The organism is Sphingomonas kyeonggiensis, assembly GCF_030812785.1.
Taxonomy (GTDB): domain Bacteria; phylum Pseudomonadota; class Alphaproteobacteria; order Sphingomonadales; family Sphingomonadaceae; genus Sphingomonas; species Sphingomonas kyeonggiensis_B.
Window position 1 is genome coordinate 409,735 of the sequence record NZ_JAUSTJ010000002.1, and the last position, 15,628, is coordinate 425,362.

Sequence of the window (15,628 nt, forward strand, 5' to 3'; positions counted from 1 at the left end):
CATGCCCAAGCTCGATCTCGATGCCATCCCGCAGACCAATGCGACGGGATATCCGCCCGAATTTGCCGGGCCGGTGCAGGGGCGCTGGTATCGCCGGCTGGCGCCCGCGAGCGGGATCACCGACTTCGGCTGCAGCCATGTCACGCTCGAGCCGGGTGCCTGGTCCGCCCAGCGGCACTGGCACGAGGGGGAGGACGAGTTCGTCGTGATGCTCGCCGGCGAGGCGGTGCTGGTCGATGATGGCGGCGAAACGGTGATGCGGCCGGGCGATGTTGCGGCATTTCCCAAGAATGACGGCAACGGGCATGTGCTGCAGAACCGCGGCGATGCGCCTTGCGTCTATATCGCGGTGGGAAAGCCGTCGGTGACCGACTGCCATTATCCTGACATCGACATGCATTTGCCTGCCGGGCAGGGGTTTCGGCGAAAGGATGGGAGCCCGTTTACATGATCGCCTTCGCATTGCTGCTCGCCGCCATGGTTTCGGACGATACCGAACCGAAGATCGATGCTCCCATCCTGACGCTCAGGATCGCCGAAGCGCTCGTTTCGAAGCGCATGGCAGTACGGATTGGCATCCGGCCCGTGACCGAGCCGGTGCAGGAAGTGACGGCCGACCGTATCCAGTTCGTGGCCAATTACGAGGATCGCGGCCGGATAAGTCGGCGCTGGACCGATGGCGCGAAATGCCCAGGTGCGATGAACGTGCTCCTCGAGGTCGAGAGGTTGACGATGCCAAGCCCAAGGCTCCCGCTCGTGACGCGATCGATGCAGGGCGGGTATATTGTGATGGACGGCACAAGCTATGACCTGGAGGTCGCCTCCAGTTCGCTGCAGCAACAGGACACGGGGCCAATCCACATTTCCAGCAATGTGGGTACCGATCTGGCCAAATGGGCCGATGCGCTGTCCGCCGCGCTCGAGAATTGCTGGGTTCCTGCGCGAAGCTGGCCTTAAAGGATCAGCGCCTTCATCTTGGCGTACCGGTCCTGGCGGTCGGCCCAGCCATTGGGGTCCTTGGTCGATGTAGGGCTGCCGCGGTTGATGCCGTTGGAGACGGCCCTGAGATTGTCCTGGTCCGCCCAGCTGTTGAGGCTGCAATTGTCCCAATAGGCGCAGAAGGCGAGCAGACCGAGTGACCAGATCTCGAGCAGTTCGGGATTGGTCTCCAGATCGATGCCGAGCTTGCGGCCATAGAGGCGGTAATTGGCGCGGCCGGTGAGCTGGCCGGGGCCGCGGCCGAGATAGCGCAGGCCGTCGCCTGGCTGATCATTACCCAGCGCCGCGTTCATCTCGTACTTTTTCTGCGCAGCGGTGGGGCCCCAGATCTCGCGATTATAGCGGAAGCCGCCGCTCTCATGCGCGCATTGCGCCATGAAATGGGCGAGGCGCAGGCCATTCTCCACGATGCCATAGCTGCGGAAATGGACGTTCGCGGCGAGGCCGAGTTCCGGCGCGATCGTCGCCGATGCACCTGCCTTGACGAACAAGGCCGCAAGCGTGCCGCGCCCCAGCGCACCGTCTGCCGTCACGCCCAGCCGCTGCTGCAGCTTCTTCACGTCGAACATGGATGATCCCCCGACTGATCCGCCCGATCCGGTGGATTGTTGCCTGGTGGAATCTGGACGCAGCTGCAGAGCCGCGCAAGTATATCAGACCGTATCGGCTTCGAATTGCTGGATCACCCAATCCTCTTCCTGCGCCGCGGCGATCCAGTCCTGCATGAAGGGGTGCTGGAGCACTGCATTCATATAGGCAGGCGCGAAGCGGGCGACGGGCAGCGAATAGGTGACGAGGCGCGTCACCACCGGCGCGAACATGATGTCCGCTGCGCCGAACGCGCCGAACAGGAACTGGCCATCGCCACCGAAGCGGGCACGGGCCTGGGCCCAGAGCTCCATGATCCGGCCGATATCCTGGATCACGTCGGCATCGGGCGTCTTGGGCGGATAGACCTGGCGCACGTTCATGCTGTGCTTGCGGCGCAGGGCCGCGAAGCTGGAGTGCATCTCCGCCGCCATCGAGCGGGCCATGGCGCGTGCCGCCGGGTCTTCCGGCCAGAACTTCGTGTTGCCGGTCTTGTCGTTGAGATATTCGACGATCGCCAGGCTGTCCCATACCACGGCGTCGCCGTCCCACAGGATCGGCACCTTGCCCGAGGACGGCGCGAACTCGTCGCCCTCGCGGCGCTTTTCCCAGTCCTGGTCATACAGCGGCACCACCACTTCCTCGAAGGGCAGGCCGGATTGCTTGCAGGCGAGCCAGCCGCGCAGCGACCAGGAGGAATAGGCCTTGTTGCCGATGTAGAGCTTCATGGCAGCCGGGATAGCGAGCGGTTGCGCAAGGGGCAATCGCGCGTGGTGTGCCGAAGTGGAAACGGTGGCATCTTGTCTTGCCAACGTAACGAAATCGCACGAAGAATCCCGACTGCAAGATTTGGGGGAATCCATGCGAGGCAAGTGGTTCGGGTCGACGGCATTGGCCGTAGTGGCCCTTGGTATCGGTTTTCCGGCGGCTGTTCACGCGCAGACGGCCCCGACTGTATCCTCGGCACCGGCCGCCGCGCCGGCTGCGCGGCCGACACGCTACGACACCTCGGTCTTCGCCGAGCTGCCCGCGATCGAGGCGCCTTCGCTTTCGCCCTCCGGGGACAAGATCGCTGCGCGCATCGCGGTGGACGGCGTCCAGTATTTCGGCATCTATCCGGTAGCCGGCGGCGATCCGGCGATCGTGGCGCTAGGCGACACCGATCTGAACTGGTGGCGCTGGGTGAATGACGACTGGCTGGTCATCGGTATCGGCCAGACCGTGCCGGTTCAGGACGAGGAATGGTACCTCACCCGCGCATTCGGCGTGAAGACCGACGGCAAGAAGCTGGTGAAGCTCAACAAGGAGACCGCCGGCCAGAATGCGTCCGACCTGATATGGGTGGCGCGCGACGGATCGCCGCGGGTCCTGCTGGGCTCGCAGAACTCGATCTATGGCGACAATGTCGATTTCTGGCCGCGGGTCGACGAGATCGATGTCACCACCGGCCGGGCGAAGCGGGTCCAGGCCGGCCAGTCCGGCGTCTGGAACTGGTATGCCGACGGCAGCGGCACGGTCCGCATGGGCTATGCCCTGTCCGACGACGGGCGCAAGCGGCGGCTCTATTACCGCCAGCAGCGCGGCGACAGTTTCAAGGTGATCGATCGGGCGACGTCGATCGACGATTCGCTGGAGATGCCGGCGATGTTCCTGGGCGACCCTACCAAGGCGCTGATCATCGGCGACGATGCGGACGGCTATTCGGCGCTGTACGAATATGACCTGACCAAGCTGGAGCGCGGCAAGCAGCTGTTCGCGTCCAAGGGCTATGACATTGGCGGCCTGTGGAGCGATGCCAGCGATACCGGCTATCTCGGCATCGACGTGACCCGCGACAAGCCGGGCATGGTGTGGACCGACCCGGCGATGCTGGAGCTGCAGAAGCGGCTCGACGGCATGATCAAGGGCGGGCAACCGGAAATCGTCTCGATGAGCCGGGATCATGGCACGGTGATCTTCCGCGCCGGCGCGGCCTCGGGGCCGGGCGGCTATTTCCTGTTCCATGCCGCCGACGGCACGGTCGATGCGATCGGCAGCGTCAACCGCACGATCGGGATGAAGCTGGTCCACCGGGTGCGCACGATCCGCTACAAGGCGCGCGACGGGCTGGAGATCCCGGCGGTGCTGACCCTGCCCAATGGCGATCCGCACAACGCCCCGCTGATCGTGATGCCGCATGGCGGCCCCTTCGCGCGCGACACCGAGGAATGGGACTGGTGGGCGCAGTTCCTCGCGGACCGCGGCTATGTGGTGATCCAGCCCAATTATCGCGGCTCCTCGGGCTATGGCACCAAGTTCTCCCGCAAGGGGATCGGGCAATGGGGCCTGGCGATGCAGGACGACCTGGACGACGCGGTGACCGCGCTCGCCGCCCAGGGGCTGATCGATCCCAAGCGGGTGTGCATGGTCGGCGCCTCCTATGGCGGCTATGCGGCGATGCGGGCGGCGCAGCGGGACGGATCGCGCTATCGCTGCGCGGTCTCCTATGCCGGGGTGTCCGACCTCAACCGGATGCTGCGCTTCAACGGCAACTTCCTCGGCGCTGGCGCGCGGCAGGACTGGCTGCGCCAGCAGGTGGGGGACCTGAAGGGGGTGTCGCCGCTCAACTTCCCCGAGCAATTCTCGACGCCGATCCTGATCGTCCATGGCAAGAAGGACCGCACCGTCCCCGTCTCGCAATCGCGGCTGATGGCCAAGCGGCTGAAGGAGGCGGGCAGGAACGCGACCTATATCGAGCAGCCCGAGGGTGATCACCATTTCACCCGCGAGGCAGATCGGCTAGAGTTCCTCAAGGCGCTCGAGGACTTCCTGGCGAAGTACAACCCGGCCTGAGCCGGGATTCGCGCTTGATGTATATGCATGATGTGTACGCATGATGCATATGCATCGTTGATCGGTGGTCTTGATGCATATACATGATGTGCATGCATCAAGAGTCGCTTCCTGCCGTCTGCGCCTGCACCATGCTGCGCAAGGCCGCGCGCACCGTCGGCCGCGTCTATGACGAGGCGCTGGCCGGTCATGGCATGACCACGGCGCAATTCGCGATCCTGCGCCATGTCGCGCGGGACGAGCCGCTGGCGCTCAGCCGGCTGGCCGAACAGCTGGAGATGGACCGCAGCTCGCTCTACCGCGCGCTGGCACCGATCGAGAAGCGGGGCTGGGTGGTGGTGAAGCCCGGTGCCGGGCGCAGCAAGTGCGCGACCCTGTCCGAGGCGGGCCGGGCGGCGCTCCATGCCGCCGAGCCCGACTGGGCGGCGATCCAGCGGCGGGTGGAGGAGGAGGCTGGCTCGGCGCTCTGGTCGGTGATGAAGGCCGGGCTCAAGTCGCTCACCGAAAGCGTCGAGCGCGCCGGAGGCGGGGCATGATCGCTTTGCTCTCCCGCCTGCCGGTCGGCGCGCGGGGCTATGCCGGCATCGTCGCGGCGATCACCTTTGTGGCACTGCTGGTGTCGGCGGGGCTGCGCTCGGCGCCCGGCGTGATGATGCTGCCGCTCGAGCAGCATTTCGGCTGGGACCGGGCGACCATCTCCGCCGCCGCCGCGATCGGCATCTTCCTCTACGGGCTGGTCGGGCCGTTCGCTGCTGCACTGATGCTCAGCGTGGGGATCAAGCGGACGATGCTGGGCGGGCTGGTGCTGATGTCGCTGGCGACCTTCGCCAGCCTGTGGATGTCCGAGCCCTGGCAATATGTGCTGAGCTGGGGCGTGTTCTCGGGCGTGGGCAGCGGCGCCGTGGCGTCGGTGCTGGGCGCGGCGGTGGTCAATCGCTGGTTCGCGACGCGCCAGGGCCTGGTGATGGGCATGCTGACCGCCAGCACCGCGACCGGTGCGCTGGTGTTGCTGCCTCTGCTCGCCTGGCTGGCCGAGGGCGGGGCGTGGCGGCCGGTGGCGCTCGCCGTGTCGATCGCAAGTGCCTGCGTGATCCCGCTAGTGCTGTTCTTCGTGCCGGAGCACCCACAAGACCTTGGCGTGCGCCGCTTCGGCGAGACCGCGGAGAGCGCGCCGCCGCCGCCGATGAAACAGGCGTCGACCCCGGCGCTGGCCTTCACCGCGCTGTTCCGCGCCTCGAAGAGCATGACCTTCTGGCTGCTGTTCGGCACCTTCTTCGTCTGCGGGCTGACCACCAACGGGCTGGTCGGCACCCACCTGATCGCCTTCTGCGGCGACCATGGCATCGCGCCGGTGCAGGCGGCGGGGTTGCTCAGCCTGATGGGGCTGTTCGACCTGATCGGCACCACTGCATCGGGCTGGCTGACCGACCGCTATGATCCCCGGAAACTGCTGTTCGTCTATTACGGGCTGCGCGGGCTCTCGCTGCTGGCGCTGCCGTTCCTCGACTTCAGCGCCTCCAGCCTGCTGATCTTCGCGATCTTCTACGGGCTCGACTGGATCGCGACCGTGCCGCCGACGGTGAAGCTGGCCAACGTCCATTTCGGCGAGCGCGACGCGCCGATCGTGTTCGGCTGGGTGATGGTGGGGCACCAGATCGGGGCGGCGACCGCGGCGTTCGGCGCCGGTGCGGTGCGGGCCTGGACGGGGACCTATACCCCGGCCTTCCTGGTGGCGGGCGCCTTCGGACTGGTCGCGGCGGTGGCGATCCTGGCGGCGCGGGCGGAGAAGCCGGGCACGCGGATGGCGCTGGCTTAGGCCGCGCGCAGCGTTCCCAGGAAGCTCTGCATCTCGCCGAGCAGGCGGCGGGCCTGGCCGACCAGCTCGTCGGTGGCGGCGTCCATCTCGGCGGTGGTGCGCGCCGCGGCATCGGTGGCGCTCTCGGCACTGGCGGCGCCAGCCTGGAGATCGGCGGTGAGCGAGGCGGCGGTGCCGGCATAGCTCTGGATCGAGCGGATCACGTCGCCCTGGCGCGTCATCGCATCGCCGACCGCGCCGCCCACTTCGCCGATCCGGTCGAAGCTGCCGCGCATCTCGCCGACGATCGAGGTGGTCGCCTGCACCGCGCCGCTCATCCGGCTGAGCTGGGCGCGGATGTCGTCGGTGGCATGGGCGGTCTGGGCGGCGAGGCTCTTCACTTCCTGCGCGACGATTGCGAAGCCGCGGCCTGCCTCGCCGGCACGTGCCGCCTCGATGCTGGCGTTAAGCGCGAGCAGGTTGGTCCGTGCGGCGATCTCGGCGATCATGTCGGCGATGCTGCCGACGCTGGCGCTGTGCTCGACCAGCGTGGCGAAGCGGGCATCGGCCGAGCGGGAGAGGTCGTGGAGATGCGCGGTGGTCTCGGCCTGGGCGCCGAGGCTCGCCTCGACCGCGACGAGCGACAGGCCGAGATTGGCCGATTCCTCGAGCAGCGTGGTGGCGCCGGTATCGGCGCGCACCGCCCGGCCGGCCATGCCGCGGATCTCGTCATGGGTGGCGAGGGTGGAGGTCTTGAGCCCCTCGGCCGAAACGCGGGTCTGTTCGGCGGCGGCAGCGAGCTCGCTGATCGCGGAGACGAACTGGCGCTCGAACCGGTCGGCGATGCGGGCGATCTCGGCGCGGCGATCGCGCTCGCCCTCGATCTGGGCGCGGTGGCGAGCCTCGGCGGCGGAGGCGGCCTGTTGCAGCTCCTCGCGCTGGGCGGCGGCGCGCAGCAGATCGCGCTCGCTGGCGGCGCGGGCGAGCGCCTCGCCCTGGGCGAACTGCTCGCTGACCAGCGCGGCCTGGCCGATCACGGTGCGGGCGAGCAGGGCGACGAAGACGGCGAGGAAGACGAACACGCCGGCCGGGATGTTGGCGAAGATGGCGTACAGCGCGCAGATCACCACCGCGATGCCGAGATAGGCGAGGCTGGCGGGCGGGAGCGGGGCGTAGCGCAGCGCGCCGATCGCGGCGACGCCGGCGATGGTGGTCGTCGTGACGATCAGCTGCTGGTCGGTGGCGCCGAGGCCGAGGGTCGACAGGAACAGGAACCAGCCGAGCGAGACGGCGGCGGCCTCGATCACCGTGGCGCGCAGGGCGGCACCGGTGTCGGTGACCTGCCAATCGCGGGCGCGACCGTTGCGCCAGCGGACGAGCACCGCAGTGCTGACCGCGAGGTGGAGCGAAAAGGTAGAGATCTGCCAGGGCAGATAGCCATTGCCGTGGATCGTCAGGATCAGCAGGAGACTGACGAAGATGCTGGCGACGAAAGACACGGGGTAGGCGCGCTGGATGGCGATGCCATGGGCGCGCATCAGGCTGGTCGGCAGCGCCGCCCATTTGCCCCAGAACGCCCCTTTCAGGGCCTCAAGTCTCGCCTCTCCCATCCGGCCCGCTCTAGCCGCACATGGTTACCAGCCCGTTTACAGTCGCATATGGATTCCACGACGGTGGAGCGGGATGAGCAGGGCGATCACCAGCAGCAGCACCGCCAGCGCGAACAGGAACGAGGCGAGGAGGAGATTGCCGGGGAGCAGCGCGGAAAGCGCTTCCCACGCCCAGGCCTGGAAGCCGGTGCGCATCGCGGCGAGCGAGAGCAGCAGCGAGAGCAGATAGCCGAGGATCGCGTTCATCCCCAGCACGTCGAGCGGCCATAGCGCCTTGCGCACCGCGGCGCTGCGCGATGCGACGATGCAGCCGGTGAACAGGATCGCCGAAAGGCCCGAGGTCCAGAGCGCGAAGCTGCTGGTCCACAGCTTCTTGTTGAGCGGGCAGGCGAAGGAGAAGGCATAGCCCAGCGCGGCAAGCGCGATCCCGGCGAGCAGGATGCGCATCGTCGCGCGATCCGGCGCGGCCTTCCACCACAAAGCGGCGAGAGCGCCGAGCAGGACGTTTACGAGGGCGGGGAGGGTGGAGAGCAGCCCTTCGGGATCATAGACCACATTGCCCGCCGCATCGGTGCCCATGCGGTACATGTGATGGGTGGTGACCGTGATCCGGTCGATATAGCCGGCGAGATTGCCCTCGGGGCTCAGATCGCCTGCGGCATGGCCCGGCGTGGCGACGAAGCTGAGCAGCGCCCAATAGCCGATCAGCAGGGCGGCGCTGGCAATGCCGAGCGCGGGGGCACTGAGATGGGCGCGGCCATCGGCGTCCCTGCGTGCGGTGAGGATCGCCAGCGCGGCGGCGAGGCCGTAGCAGAGGCCGAGGCGGGGCAGCACGCCGAACACGCGGAAGTCCGCCAGGCCGGGGCGGGCGAGCATCTGCCATGTCCATCCGATAATGATTAGCAATAGCGTACGGCGAAGCACGCGATTCCAGAGCCTTGCGTCGATCCTGCGGGGAAAGGACAGGCCCAGCGCCACGCCCATCGCGCAGAGAAAGGCGGGGAAGACGAGGTCGGTCGGGGTGAAGCCGTGCCACTCGGCATGATCGAGCGGCCACCAGACATGCGACCAACTGCCGGGCGTGTTGACGATGACCATGAAGGCGACGGTCAGCCCGCGGAACAGGTCGAGCCCGGCAAGGCGGGCGGGTGCGCTGGGCGCTTCGGTCATTGGCGATCCCCTCCGGTTGAAGGGGAGTGTGGCGCGGTTGGCGGTAGAGGTCAAAAGGCGCTTCCTACATCGACGGCGCGGCGACTCGGCCAAAGAACACGAAGTACACGCCAAGAGCGGGTTTTCGGCGGTGGAAGTTCACTAAGTTCATGCCATCGACGGCCGACCATTGGTCGTCGCGCAACATGCTTGCGCGATCGTGATCCTATTTTTCCAACAATAGGAAAGAGCGGCGCGAGGCTTCCCCCGGCCGCTCGAGCCAATCAGACCAAATCCTACATTGCAAGCGGTGGCGATGCGGGCAGGGGCTGCTACCCGGCCAGGGCTTCGTCACCGAGCAGCGCGTCGATCGCCTGCTGCGTCTGGTCCATCGCCTGCTGCATCGCCGCCGCGATCGCGTCGTCGATCTGCTGCTGTTGCACGGGGCTCATCGGCGGAACAGGAACCTGCGGTTCCGGAATCGCGCCGGGCACGCCCGGCACCGGCATGCCTGACTGTGCGCGGAAGACTGCCTGGATCGTCTCCTGCATCGCCTTCAGCGACTGCTGCTGGATGATCGTGATCTGCTGCTTCAGCTCCGCGACACGCTCGGCGGCCTGCTGCAGCATCCACTTGATCTGCTGTTCCGTGGCCGGGTTGGCCGGTGGGGCTTCCATCGCATCTCTCCCGATCGGCGCGCCGGGACAGCGGCTGCCATTACTGGGCAGCCTATCAGCTAAAATCGCCGTGGCAGATGAAGATCGTGCCGGATCGCTTAGGTTGGGGACTCAATCAGGCGAGTGCTGGGCTGGAGGCTCATCTGACAGTGCTGGAGGCATAGTGGACCCCGGCACAAGGCCGGGGTGACGGTGTGTTGTTGTCAGGCCTTCACATAGACCCAGGCGCTGGTGCCGCTGGCCAGCGGCGCCTCGACGCGCATGTAATTCTCGCTCTCGTACACGTCCGCCGCAGCCAGCTCCTCGGCGGTCAGGCGGAAGACCTTGCCGGGGATGGGCGGGGCGTCGGCGTCGGGGACCAGGGCGAGGTGCACCTCGATGCCGCTGGCTTCGAGCACGTCCGGATCGCGGATCGTGATCTCGATCTGCCGATAGCCGTGGAGCGTGTCGTCGCGGCCTTCGAGCAGACGGCCGAACTGGGTCAGCTGCACATTCTCCAGCTGGAGCGTGCCGTAGGAGAAGAGCAGGGCCTCGGCCTGGCTCACCCGATCGCCTCGAGCACCGCGGCGCGCAGCTCGGGGATGCCCATGCCCTTTTCGGACGAGGTGGAGATGATGTCCGGGTGCGCGGCAGGGCGCTTGCGGGCCGCCGCCTGGGTGCGCTCGAGGACCTCGGCCAGCTCGCTCGCCTTGATCTTGTCGGTCTTGGTCAGGACGATGCGGTAGCTCACCGCCGCCGTGTCGAGCATGTCGAGGATCTCGTTGTCGACTTCCTTGATGCCGTGGCGGCTGTCGATCAGCACCAGGGCACGCTTGAGCACGTCACGCCCGCGCAGGAAGTCGTTCACCAGGTAGCGCCACTGGCGCAGCATGTCCTTGGGCGCCTTGGCGAAGCCGTAGCCGGGCATGTCGACCAGGCGGAACTTGAGCGGATCGCCGACGTCGAAGAAGTTGAGCTCCTGCGTGCGCCCCGGGGTGTTCGAGGTGCGCGCCAGGCCGTTGCGGTTGGCGAGCGCGTTGAGCAGCGACGACTTGCCCACGTTCGACCGGCCGGCGAACGCCACCTCGGGCACCACCGGGCTGGGGAGGTGCTCGAGCTTGGGGGCCGATTTCAGGAAGGCGACCGGGCCGGCGAAGATCTTCCGCGCGGCTTCCAGCTGCTCGGCGTCGAAGGGATCAGACATGAGCCGTCATCCCGGCGAAAGCCGGGATCTCCATCAGGAGCGCGCGCCCGCGGCACGAGATCCCGGCTTTCGCCGGGATGACGGACAGAAAATGGCTCACTTCGCCTTGGCTTCCTTCTTCATCGGCTGCTTCAGCACCGGGTGGCGCGAATAGAGCCACTGCTGCTGCAGCACGGTGATCACGTTCGAGGTGATCCAGTAGACCTGCAGGCCGACGGCGAACGGCGCCATCAGGAACATCAGCATCCACGGCATGATCGCGAAGACCTGCTTCTGGATCTCGTCCATCGGCGCCGGGTTGAACTTCATCTGGAAGTACATCGAGACGCCGAGCAGCACCGGCACCACGCCGATCGCCAGGAAGCCCGGCGGGGTGAAGTGGAGATAGCCGAACAGGTTGATGATCGTCGCGGGATCGGGCGCGGAAAGGTCGCGAATCCACAGCACGAAGGGCTGGTGGCGCATTTCGATCGTGAGCAGCAGCACCTTGTAGAGCGCGAACATGATCGGAATCTGCAGCAGGATCGGGAGGCAGCCCGCGAGCGGGTTCACCTTCTCTTCCTTGTAGAGCTTCATGATCTCCTGCTGCTGGCGCTGCTTGTCGTCCTTGTAGCGTTCCTGCAGCGCCTTCATCTTCGGCTGGATGACGCGCATGCGCGCCATCGACTCGAACTGCTTGTGGGCGATCGGGAAGAGCAGGCCGCGGATGGTGATCGTCAGCAGGATGATCGCCACGCCGAAATTGCCGACCAGGCGGAACAGCCAGTCGAGATAGTAGAAGATCGGCTGCTCGATCATGCCGAACCAGCCCCAGTCGATCGCGCGATCGAACTGCACGATGCCGAGGTCCTTCTGATAGCCCTCGAGCAGCTTCACTTCCTTCGCGCCGGCGAAGAAGCGGCTGGAATAGGTGACCTTCTTGCCCGGCGCGATGCTGAGCGCGTCGGTCAGACTGTAGTCGGCCTGATAGGTCTGCTTGGCGGTGCCGCGCTGCTGGAGCGAGACGGGCACGCGCTGATCGGGGACGAGCGCGGTCAGCCAGTAATGGTCGCTATAGCCGATCCAGCCGCCGGTGGTGCTGAGCTGCGTCGGGGCGCTCTCGATGTCGCCCCAGTTGATGTACTTGGCGGCGCCCTGCGCGACCGCGATCGGGCCGACATGCGCGGCCCACTGGTCGACGTCCTTCGAGCGCTCCGAGCGCGAGACCAGGGCATAGGGGGTGATGGTGACCGGTGCCTGGCCGACATTGGCGACCGTCTGGCGGACGGTGAACATATAGTCCTTGTCGACCGACAGCTCGATGCGGAACACCTGGCCCGTGGCGGTCCTGGTGGTCAGCGTGACCGGGGTGGTGGGGGTCAGCTTCGTGCCGCTCGCCTGCCACACCGTGTTCTGGTCCGGCGCCTGGACGCCGGCGCCCTGCCAGCCGAACTGGGCGAAATAGGCGCTCTGCGTGCCGCTGGGGCTGAGCAGGCGGATCGGCGGCGACTTCTTGGCGACCGTCTCGGCATATTCGACCAGGACAAGATCGTCGATCCGCGCGCCCTTGAGGTTGATCGAGCCCTTGAGCGACGGCGTGTCGATCGCGACGCGCGGCGTCTCGGCCAGCACGATGGCGCGATCGCGCAGCACGGCGGGCGAATCGGCATTGGGGCCGGCGGTGCCGGGGGTCGGCTTGGCGACCTGCTTGCCGTTGACCATCTCGGTGGAGGCGGTCTGCTTCTGCTGCGGGAAGAACCAGTTGGTGACCACGGGCCATGCGAACAGCAACAGCCCCGCGATGACCGCGAACAGCAGGAAATTCTTCTGGTCTTCCTTCACGTACCGATTCCCCGGAAAAACTTATGGCACTGGGTCGTAGCCGTGCCCGCCCCATGGGTGGCAGCGGGCGATCCGCCGGACGGCGAGCCAGCTGCCTTTGACAGCCCCATAGCGGCGAAGCGCCTCGATTGCATAGGCCGAACAGCTGGGCTGGTAGCGGCAGCTGGGCGGGAGCACCGCCGAAGGGCCGATCTGCCAGGCCCGGGCGAGCAGGATGAGGAGCTTAGCGAGCATCGCCACACTCCCGTCCTTCATCGCCGCGGAAGCGGGGACCCATCTCCCGGACCATCCAACCGTCCCACCGCCGTGATGCGCATGACATCTGCAGGAGATGGGCCCCCGCTTTCGCGGGGGTGACGGTTGGGGTCGGAGCGATCACCGCTTCACCTTCCCCAGCGCCTTGGCCAGTTCGGCCTTGAGATCGTCGAACGGGCGCTCGACGCCGCCGGCGCGGCCGACCAGCACATGATCGGCGCCGGGCAGGCCGGCCACGGGCAGCACCTCGCGGACGAGCGCGCGGAACCGGCGCTTCATCCGGTTGCGGACCACTGCGTTGCCGACTTTCTTGGATACGGTAATGCCGACCCGCATCAACGGATCGGCATCGTCACGCGCACGCACGATCAGGACGAAGCCGGGCATGGGAGCCCGCTTGCCTGCGTTCGCCGCGAGATAATCCTTGCGCTGCGTGAGCCGGGCGAGGCTCACGGCGTCACGGTCGGTGATTACGCCGACAGCTTCTTGCGGCCGCGGGCACGGCGGGCGCGAATCACATTGCGGCCGCCCGGGGTCGCCATGCGGCTGCGGAAGCCGTGCCGGCGCGCACGCACCAGGTTGCTCGGCTGAAAAGTCCGCTTCATCGCTCATCCTCGAGTATCTAGAACGTAAAATGGCCACCACAGGGGCGGCCGCGTGTCGGGTGCCCATAGTGGGACGATCCGGACGAGTCAACGCGTTCCGTTTCCCAAACCGAGCAGTTCGGCCTCTGCGCGGGCGATTTCCGCGTCCTTTTCGCGCTGGCGGCGGCGCCGGGCGCTGCGGCGGCGGAGCGCCATGTCGGCATAGTGGCCGAATCGCGGCCAGCGCCGCTTCATCCGGCAGAATGCGCGCTGCGCCCAATTGGCGTTCTGGAGGACCAGCACCAGGCCCGCGGCGAACACCAGTATGCCGCCGGGGCCGGGGATGATGCCGACCAGCGGCGACAGGGCGATCACGACAAACCCGGTGATTACCAGGATCGTGCGGACCAGCGGGCTGCGCTTGCGTGCCATGACTCTCAGTTGGGTAGTGTGTGTTGGTTGTGCAAGACACGTGTGCGCGACTGGTCGTGCACGCGGGCGGTTTCGTCGTGCCGCGGGATGCATCCGTTCCGGTCGCATCCCTCGCCGCATCGGGGAAATCGGGCGCTATCGTCGGGGTTTCCGGGGGAGGGGCGGGGCTTGGTCGCGAGCGTTTCGACGGTTGCCTATCTGGGATTGGAAGCGCGGGCGGTGGAGGTCCAGTGCAACCTCGTCGCCGGCCTGCCCAAGTTCGTGGTGGTCGGCCTGCCCGACAAGGCGGTGGCGGAGAGCCGCGAGCGGGTGCGCGCCGCGATGGCCGCGATCGGGCTGGCGCTGCCGCCCAAGCATATCATCCTCAACCTCTCGCCCGCCGACCTGCCCAAGGAAGGATCGCATTTCGACCTGGCGGTGGCGCTGGCGCTGCTGGGCGCGATGGGCGTGGTCGATGCCGAGACGCTGTCGGGCTATGTCGTGGTCGGCGAACTGGCGCTGGACGGGCGGATCGCACCGAGTCCGGGCGTGCTGCTCGCCGCGCTCCATGCCGCCGAGACGGGCAAGGGGCTGGTCTGCCCCGCCGCGCAGGGGCCCGAGGCGAGCTGGGCGGGGCAGGTCGAGGTGGTGGCGGCGCCCGACCTCATCGCTTTGCTCAACCATTTCAAGGGCAACCAGCTGTTGCCGGCGCCGGCTGCGGGCGTGGTCGACACAGTGGTGCCGGGGCCCGACCTCGCCCAGGTGAAGGGGCAGGAGACGGCGCGGCGCGCGCTCGAGATCGCCGCGGCGGGCGGGCACAACCTGTTGATGTGCGGGCCGCCAGGGGCGGGCAAGTCGCTGCTCGCCTCGTGCCTGCCGGGCATATTGCCGCCGCTCGATGCGGGCGAGGCGCTGGAAGTGTCGATGGTCGCCTCGGTGGCGGGGACGCTGCAGGGCGGGCGGCTTACCCGCGCACGGCCTTTCCGTTCGCCGCATCACAGCGCCTCGATGGCGGCGCTTACCGGCGGCGGGCTTCGGGTGAAGCCGGGCGAGGTGAGCCTGGCGCATCTTGGCGTGCTGTTCCTCGACGAACTGCCCGAGTTCCAGCGCGCGGTGCTCGATTCGCTGCGCCAGCCGATCGAGGCGGGCGTGGTCAGCGTGGCGCGGGCGAATGCGCACGTCACCTTCCCGGCGCGGGTGCAGCTGGTCGCGGCGATGAATCCCTGCCGCTGCGGCCATCTGGGCGACCCGGCGCTCGCCTGTGCCCGCGCGCCGCGCTGCGCGGCGGATTACCAGGCCAAGGTCTCGGGCCCGCTGCTCGACCGGATCGACCTGCATGTCGAGGTCCAGCCGGTGACAGCGGCCGACCTGGTGCTCGACCGGCCGGTGGAGGGGTCGGCCGAAGTCGCCGCGCGGGTGGCCGAGGCGCGCTCCGTGCAGTCGGCGCGCTATCGGGACGTGCCGGCGCGGACCAATGCCGAGGCCGATGGTGAGGCGCTCACCGGCCATGCCACGCCCGACGAGGCCGGACGCAAGCTGCTGGCCCAGGCGGCCGAGGCGATGCGGCTCTCCGCGCGCGGCTACACAAGGGTGCTGCGCGTGGCGCGGACGATCGCCGACCTGGCGGGCGCCGAGGGGGTGGGGCGGATCCATGTCGCCGAGGCATTGAGCTATCGGCGCCAGGCGCCGCGGGGATGAGCGGCCGGGCCGAGGGACGCGGGTAC

General features: G+C 67.6%; 18 protein-coding genes. 6 read left to right on the forward strand and 12 right to left on the reverse strand.

The features are described from left to right. Position 1: 1 nt before the first annotated feature. Positions 2-451: a cupin domain-containing protein gene (locus tag J2W22_RS11380; protein ID WP_307118374.1), complete on the forward strand. Its 450-nt coding sequence runs from the start codon at positions 2-4 to the stop codon at positions 449-451. After that, positions 448-957, forward strand: a complete 510-nt coding sequence (locus J2W22_RS11385) for a hypothetical protein (protein WP_307118375.1) — start codon at positions 448-450, stop codon at positions 955-957. The genes J2W22_RS11380 and J2W22_RS11385 overlap by 4 nt, the downstream gene beginning before the upstream one ends. Here J2W22_RS11385 and J2W22_RS11390 read toward each other — a convergent pair. Then, positions 954-1,568, reverse strand: coding sequence for a glycoside hydrolase family 19 protein (locus J2W22_RS11390; protein WP_307118376.1), 615 nt, complete (start codon positions 1,566-1,568; stop codon positions 954-956). The genes J2W22_RS11385 and J2W22_RS11390 overlap by 4 nt on opposite strands. 84 nt (positions 1,569-1,652) lie before the next feature. Beyond that, positions 1,653-2,315, reverse strand: a complete 663-nt coding sequence (locus J2W22_RS11395) for a glutathione S-transferase family protein (RefSeq protein ID WP_307118377.1) — start codon at positions 2,313-2,315, stop codon at positions 1,653-1,655. 133 nt (positions 2,316-2,448) lie between these two features. On the opposite strand from J2W22_RS11395, the gene J2W22_RS11400 reads away from it, so the two are divergent. The 3 genes from J2W22_RS11400 (at position 2,449) to J2W22_RS11410 (ending at position 6,235) form a co-directional block, all read left to right on the forward strand. Further along, a complete protein-coding gene (locus J2W22_RS11400) occupies positions 2,449-4,419 on the forward strand; it encodes an alpha/beta hydrolase family protein (protein ID WP_307118378.1) in 1,971 nt (656 codons plus the stop codon). 92 nt (positions 4,420-4,511) lie between these two features. Next, positions 4,512-4,955: a MarR family winged helix-turn-helix transcriptional regulator gene (locus J2W22_RS11405; protein WP_307118379.1), complete on the forward strand. Its 444-nt coding sequence runs from the start codon at positions 4,512-4,514 to the stop codon at positions 4,953-4,955. Continuing rightward, a complete protein-coding gene (locus tag J2W22_RS11410) occupies positions 4,952-6,235 on the forward strand; it encodes an MFS transporter (protein WP_307118380.1) in 1,284 nt (427 codons plus the stop codon). Before J2W22_RS11405 ends, J2W22_RS11410 begins: the two co-directional genes overlap by 4 nt. Here J2W22_RS11410 and J2W22_RS11415 read toward each other — a convergent pair. The 10 genes from J2W22_RS11415 to J2W22_RS11460 all read right to left on the reverse strand — a co-directional run bounded on the left by J2W22_RS11415 (position 6,232) and on the right by J2W22_RS11460 (position 13,925). Further along, positions 6,232-7,824 (reverse strand): methyl-accepting chemotaxis protein, encoded by a 1,593-nt coding sequence (locus tag J2W22_RS11415; RefSeq protein WP_307118381.1) that lies wholly within the window; start codon positions 7,822-7,824, stop codon positions 6,232-6,234. The two genes, J2W22_RS11410 and J2W22_RS11415, sit on opposite strands and share 4 nt — an antisense overlap. 36 nt (positions 7,825-7,860) lie before the next feature. Continuing rightward, entirely contained in the window at positions 7,861-8,994 is a 1,134-nt protein-coding gene (locus tag J2W22_RS11420; protein ID WP_307118382.1) for an acyltransferase family protein, read from the reverse strand. Positions 8,995-9,305: 311 nt separating this feature from the next. Continuing rightward, positions 9,306-9,650 carry a hypothetical protein gene (locus J2W22_RS11425; RefSeq protein ID WP_307118383.1) on the reverse strand — a complete coding sequence of 115 codons (345 nt, stop codon included), beginning with the start codon at positions 9,648-9,650 and terminating at the stop codon, positions 9,306-9,308. Between the two features lie 203 nt (positions 9,651-9,853). Beyond that, positions 9,854-10,195, reverse strand: a complete 342-nt coding sequence (locus J2W22_RS11430; RefSeq protein ID WP_307118384.1) for a gamma-glutamylcyclotransferase family protein — start codon at positions 10,193-10,195, stop codon at positions 9,854-9,856. Beyond that, positions 10,192-10,833 carry a ribosome biogenesis GTP-binding protein YihA/YsxC gene (gene yihA / locus J2W22_RS11435; protein ID WP_307118385.1) on the reverse strand — a complete coding sequence of 214 codons (642 nt, stop codon included), beginning with the start codon at positions 10,831-10,833 and terminating at the stop codon, positions 10,192-10,194. The genes J2W22_RS11430 and yihA overlap by 4 nt, the downstream gene beginning before the upstream one ends. Positions 10,834-10,929: 96 nt before the next feature. Then, positions 10,930-12,654 (reverse strand): membrane protein insertase YidC, encoded by a 1,725-nt coding sequence (yidC, locus tag J2W22_RS11440; protein WP_307118386.1) that lies wholly within the window; start codon positions 12,652-12,654, stop codon positions 10,930-10,932. A gap of 21 nt (positions 12,655-12,675) precedes the next feature. Next, a complete protein-coding gene (yidD, locus tag J2W22_RS11445) occupies positions 12,676-12,888 on the reverse strand; it encodes a membrane protein insertion efficiency factor YidD (protein WP_307118387.1) in 213 nt (70 codons plus the stop codon). Positions 12,889-13,029: 141 nt separating this feature from the next. Continuing rightward, positions 13,030-13,362: a ribonuclease P protein component gene (rnpA, locus tag J2W22_RS11450; RefSeq protein ID WP_307118388.1), complete on the reverse strand. Its 333-nt coding sequence runs from the start codon at positions 13,360-13,362 to the stop codon at positions 13,030-13,032. A 17-nt stretch (positions 13,363-13,379) separates the two neighbouring features. Then, complete coding sequence (rpmH, locus tag J2W22_RS11455; RefSeq protein ID WP_055760664.1) at positions 13,380-13,514, reverse strand: 50S ribosomal protein L34; 135 nt, start codon at positions 13,512-13,514, stop codon at positions 13,380-13,382. An 87-nt stretch (positions 13,515-13,601) separates the two neighbouring features. Further along, positions 13,602-13,925, reverse strand: a complete 324-nt coding sequence (locus tag J2W22_RS11460) for a hypothetical protein (protein ID WP_307118389.1) — start codon at positions 13,923-13,925, stop codon at positions 13,602-13,604. 168 nt (positions 13,926-14,093) lie between these two features. Between J2W22_RS11460 and J2W22_RS11465 the strand changes: the two genes are divergently transcribed. After that, the gene (locus J2W22_RS11465; protein ID WP_307118390.1) at positions 14,094-15,602 is read left to right on the forward strand and encodes a YifB family Mg chelatase-like AAA ATPase; all 1,509 of its coding nucleotides are present in this window, start codon (positions 14,094-14,096) and stop codon (positions 15,600-15,602) included. Positions 15,603-15,628: the final 26 nt, after the last annotated feature.

What these genes read in the sequence shown, in the direction of transcription:
- J2W22_RS11380 (WP_307118374.1), top strand. Translation starts at nt 2, where the DNA reads ATGCCCAAGCTCGATCTCGATGCCATCCCGCAGACCAATGCGACGGGA.
- J2W22_RS11385 (WP_307118375.1), top strand. Translation starts at nt 448, where the DNA reads ATGATCGCCTTCGCATTGCTGCTCGCCGCCATGGTTTCGGACGATACC.
- J2W22_RS11390 (WP_307118376.1), bottom strand. Translation starts at nt 1,568, where the DNA reads ATGTTCGACGTGAAGAAGCTGCAGCAGCGGCTGGGCGTGACGGCAGAC.
- J2W22_RS11395 (WP_307118377.1), bottom strand. Translation starts at nt 2,315, where the DNA reads ATGAAGCTCTACATCGGCAACAAGGCCTATTCCTCCTGGTCGCTGCGC.
- J2W22_RS11400 (WP_307118378.1), top strand. Translation starts at nt 2,449, where the DNA reads ATGCGAGGCAAGTGGTTCGGGTCGACGGCATTGGCCGTAGTGGCCCTT.
- J2W22_RS11405 (WP_307118379.1), top strand. Translation starts at nt 4,512, where the DNA reads ATGCATCAAGAGTCGCTTCCTGCCGTCTGCGCCTGCACCATGCTGCGC.
- J2W22_RS11410 (WP_307118380.1), top strand. Translation starts at nt 4,952, where the DNA reads ATGATCGCTTTGCTCTCCCGCCTGCCGGTCGGCGCGCGGGGCTATGCC.
- J2W22_RS11415 (WP_307118381.1), bottom strand. Translation starts at nt 7,824, where the DNA reads ATGGGAGAGGCGAGACTTGAGGCCCTGAAAGGGGCGTTCTGGGGCAAA.
- J2W22_RS11420 (WP_307118382.1), bottom strand. Translation starts at nt 8,994, where the DNA reads ATGACCGAAGCGCCCAGCGCACCCGCCCGCCTTGCCGGGCTCGACCTG.
- J2W22_RS11425 (WP_307118383.1), bottom strand. Translation starts at nt 9,650, where the DNA reads ATGGAAGCCCCACCGGCCAACCCGGCCACGGAACAGCAGATCAAGTGG.
- yihA (WP_307118385.1), bottom strand. Translation starts at nt 10,833, where the DNA reads ATGTCTGATCCCTTCGACGCCGAGCAGCTGGAAGCCGCGCGGAAGATC.
- yidD (WP_307118387.1), bottom strand. Translation starts at nt 12,888, where the DNA reads ATGCTCGCTAAGCTCCTCATCCTGCTCGCCCGGGCCTGGCAGATCGGC.
- rpmH (WP_055760664.1), bottom strand. Translation starts at nt 13,514, where the DNA reads ATGAAGCGGACTTTTCAGCCGAGCAACCTGGTGCGTGCGCGCCGGCAC.
- J2W22_RS11460 (WP_307118389.1), bottom strand. Translation starts at nt 13,925, where the DNA reads ATGGCACGCAAGCGCAGCCCGCTGGTCCGCACGATCCTGGTAATCACC.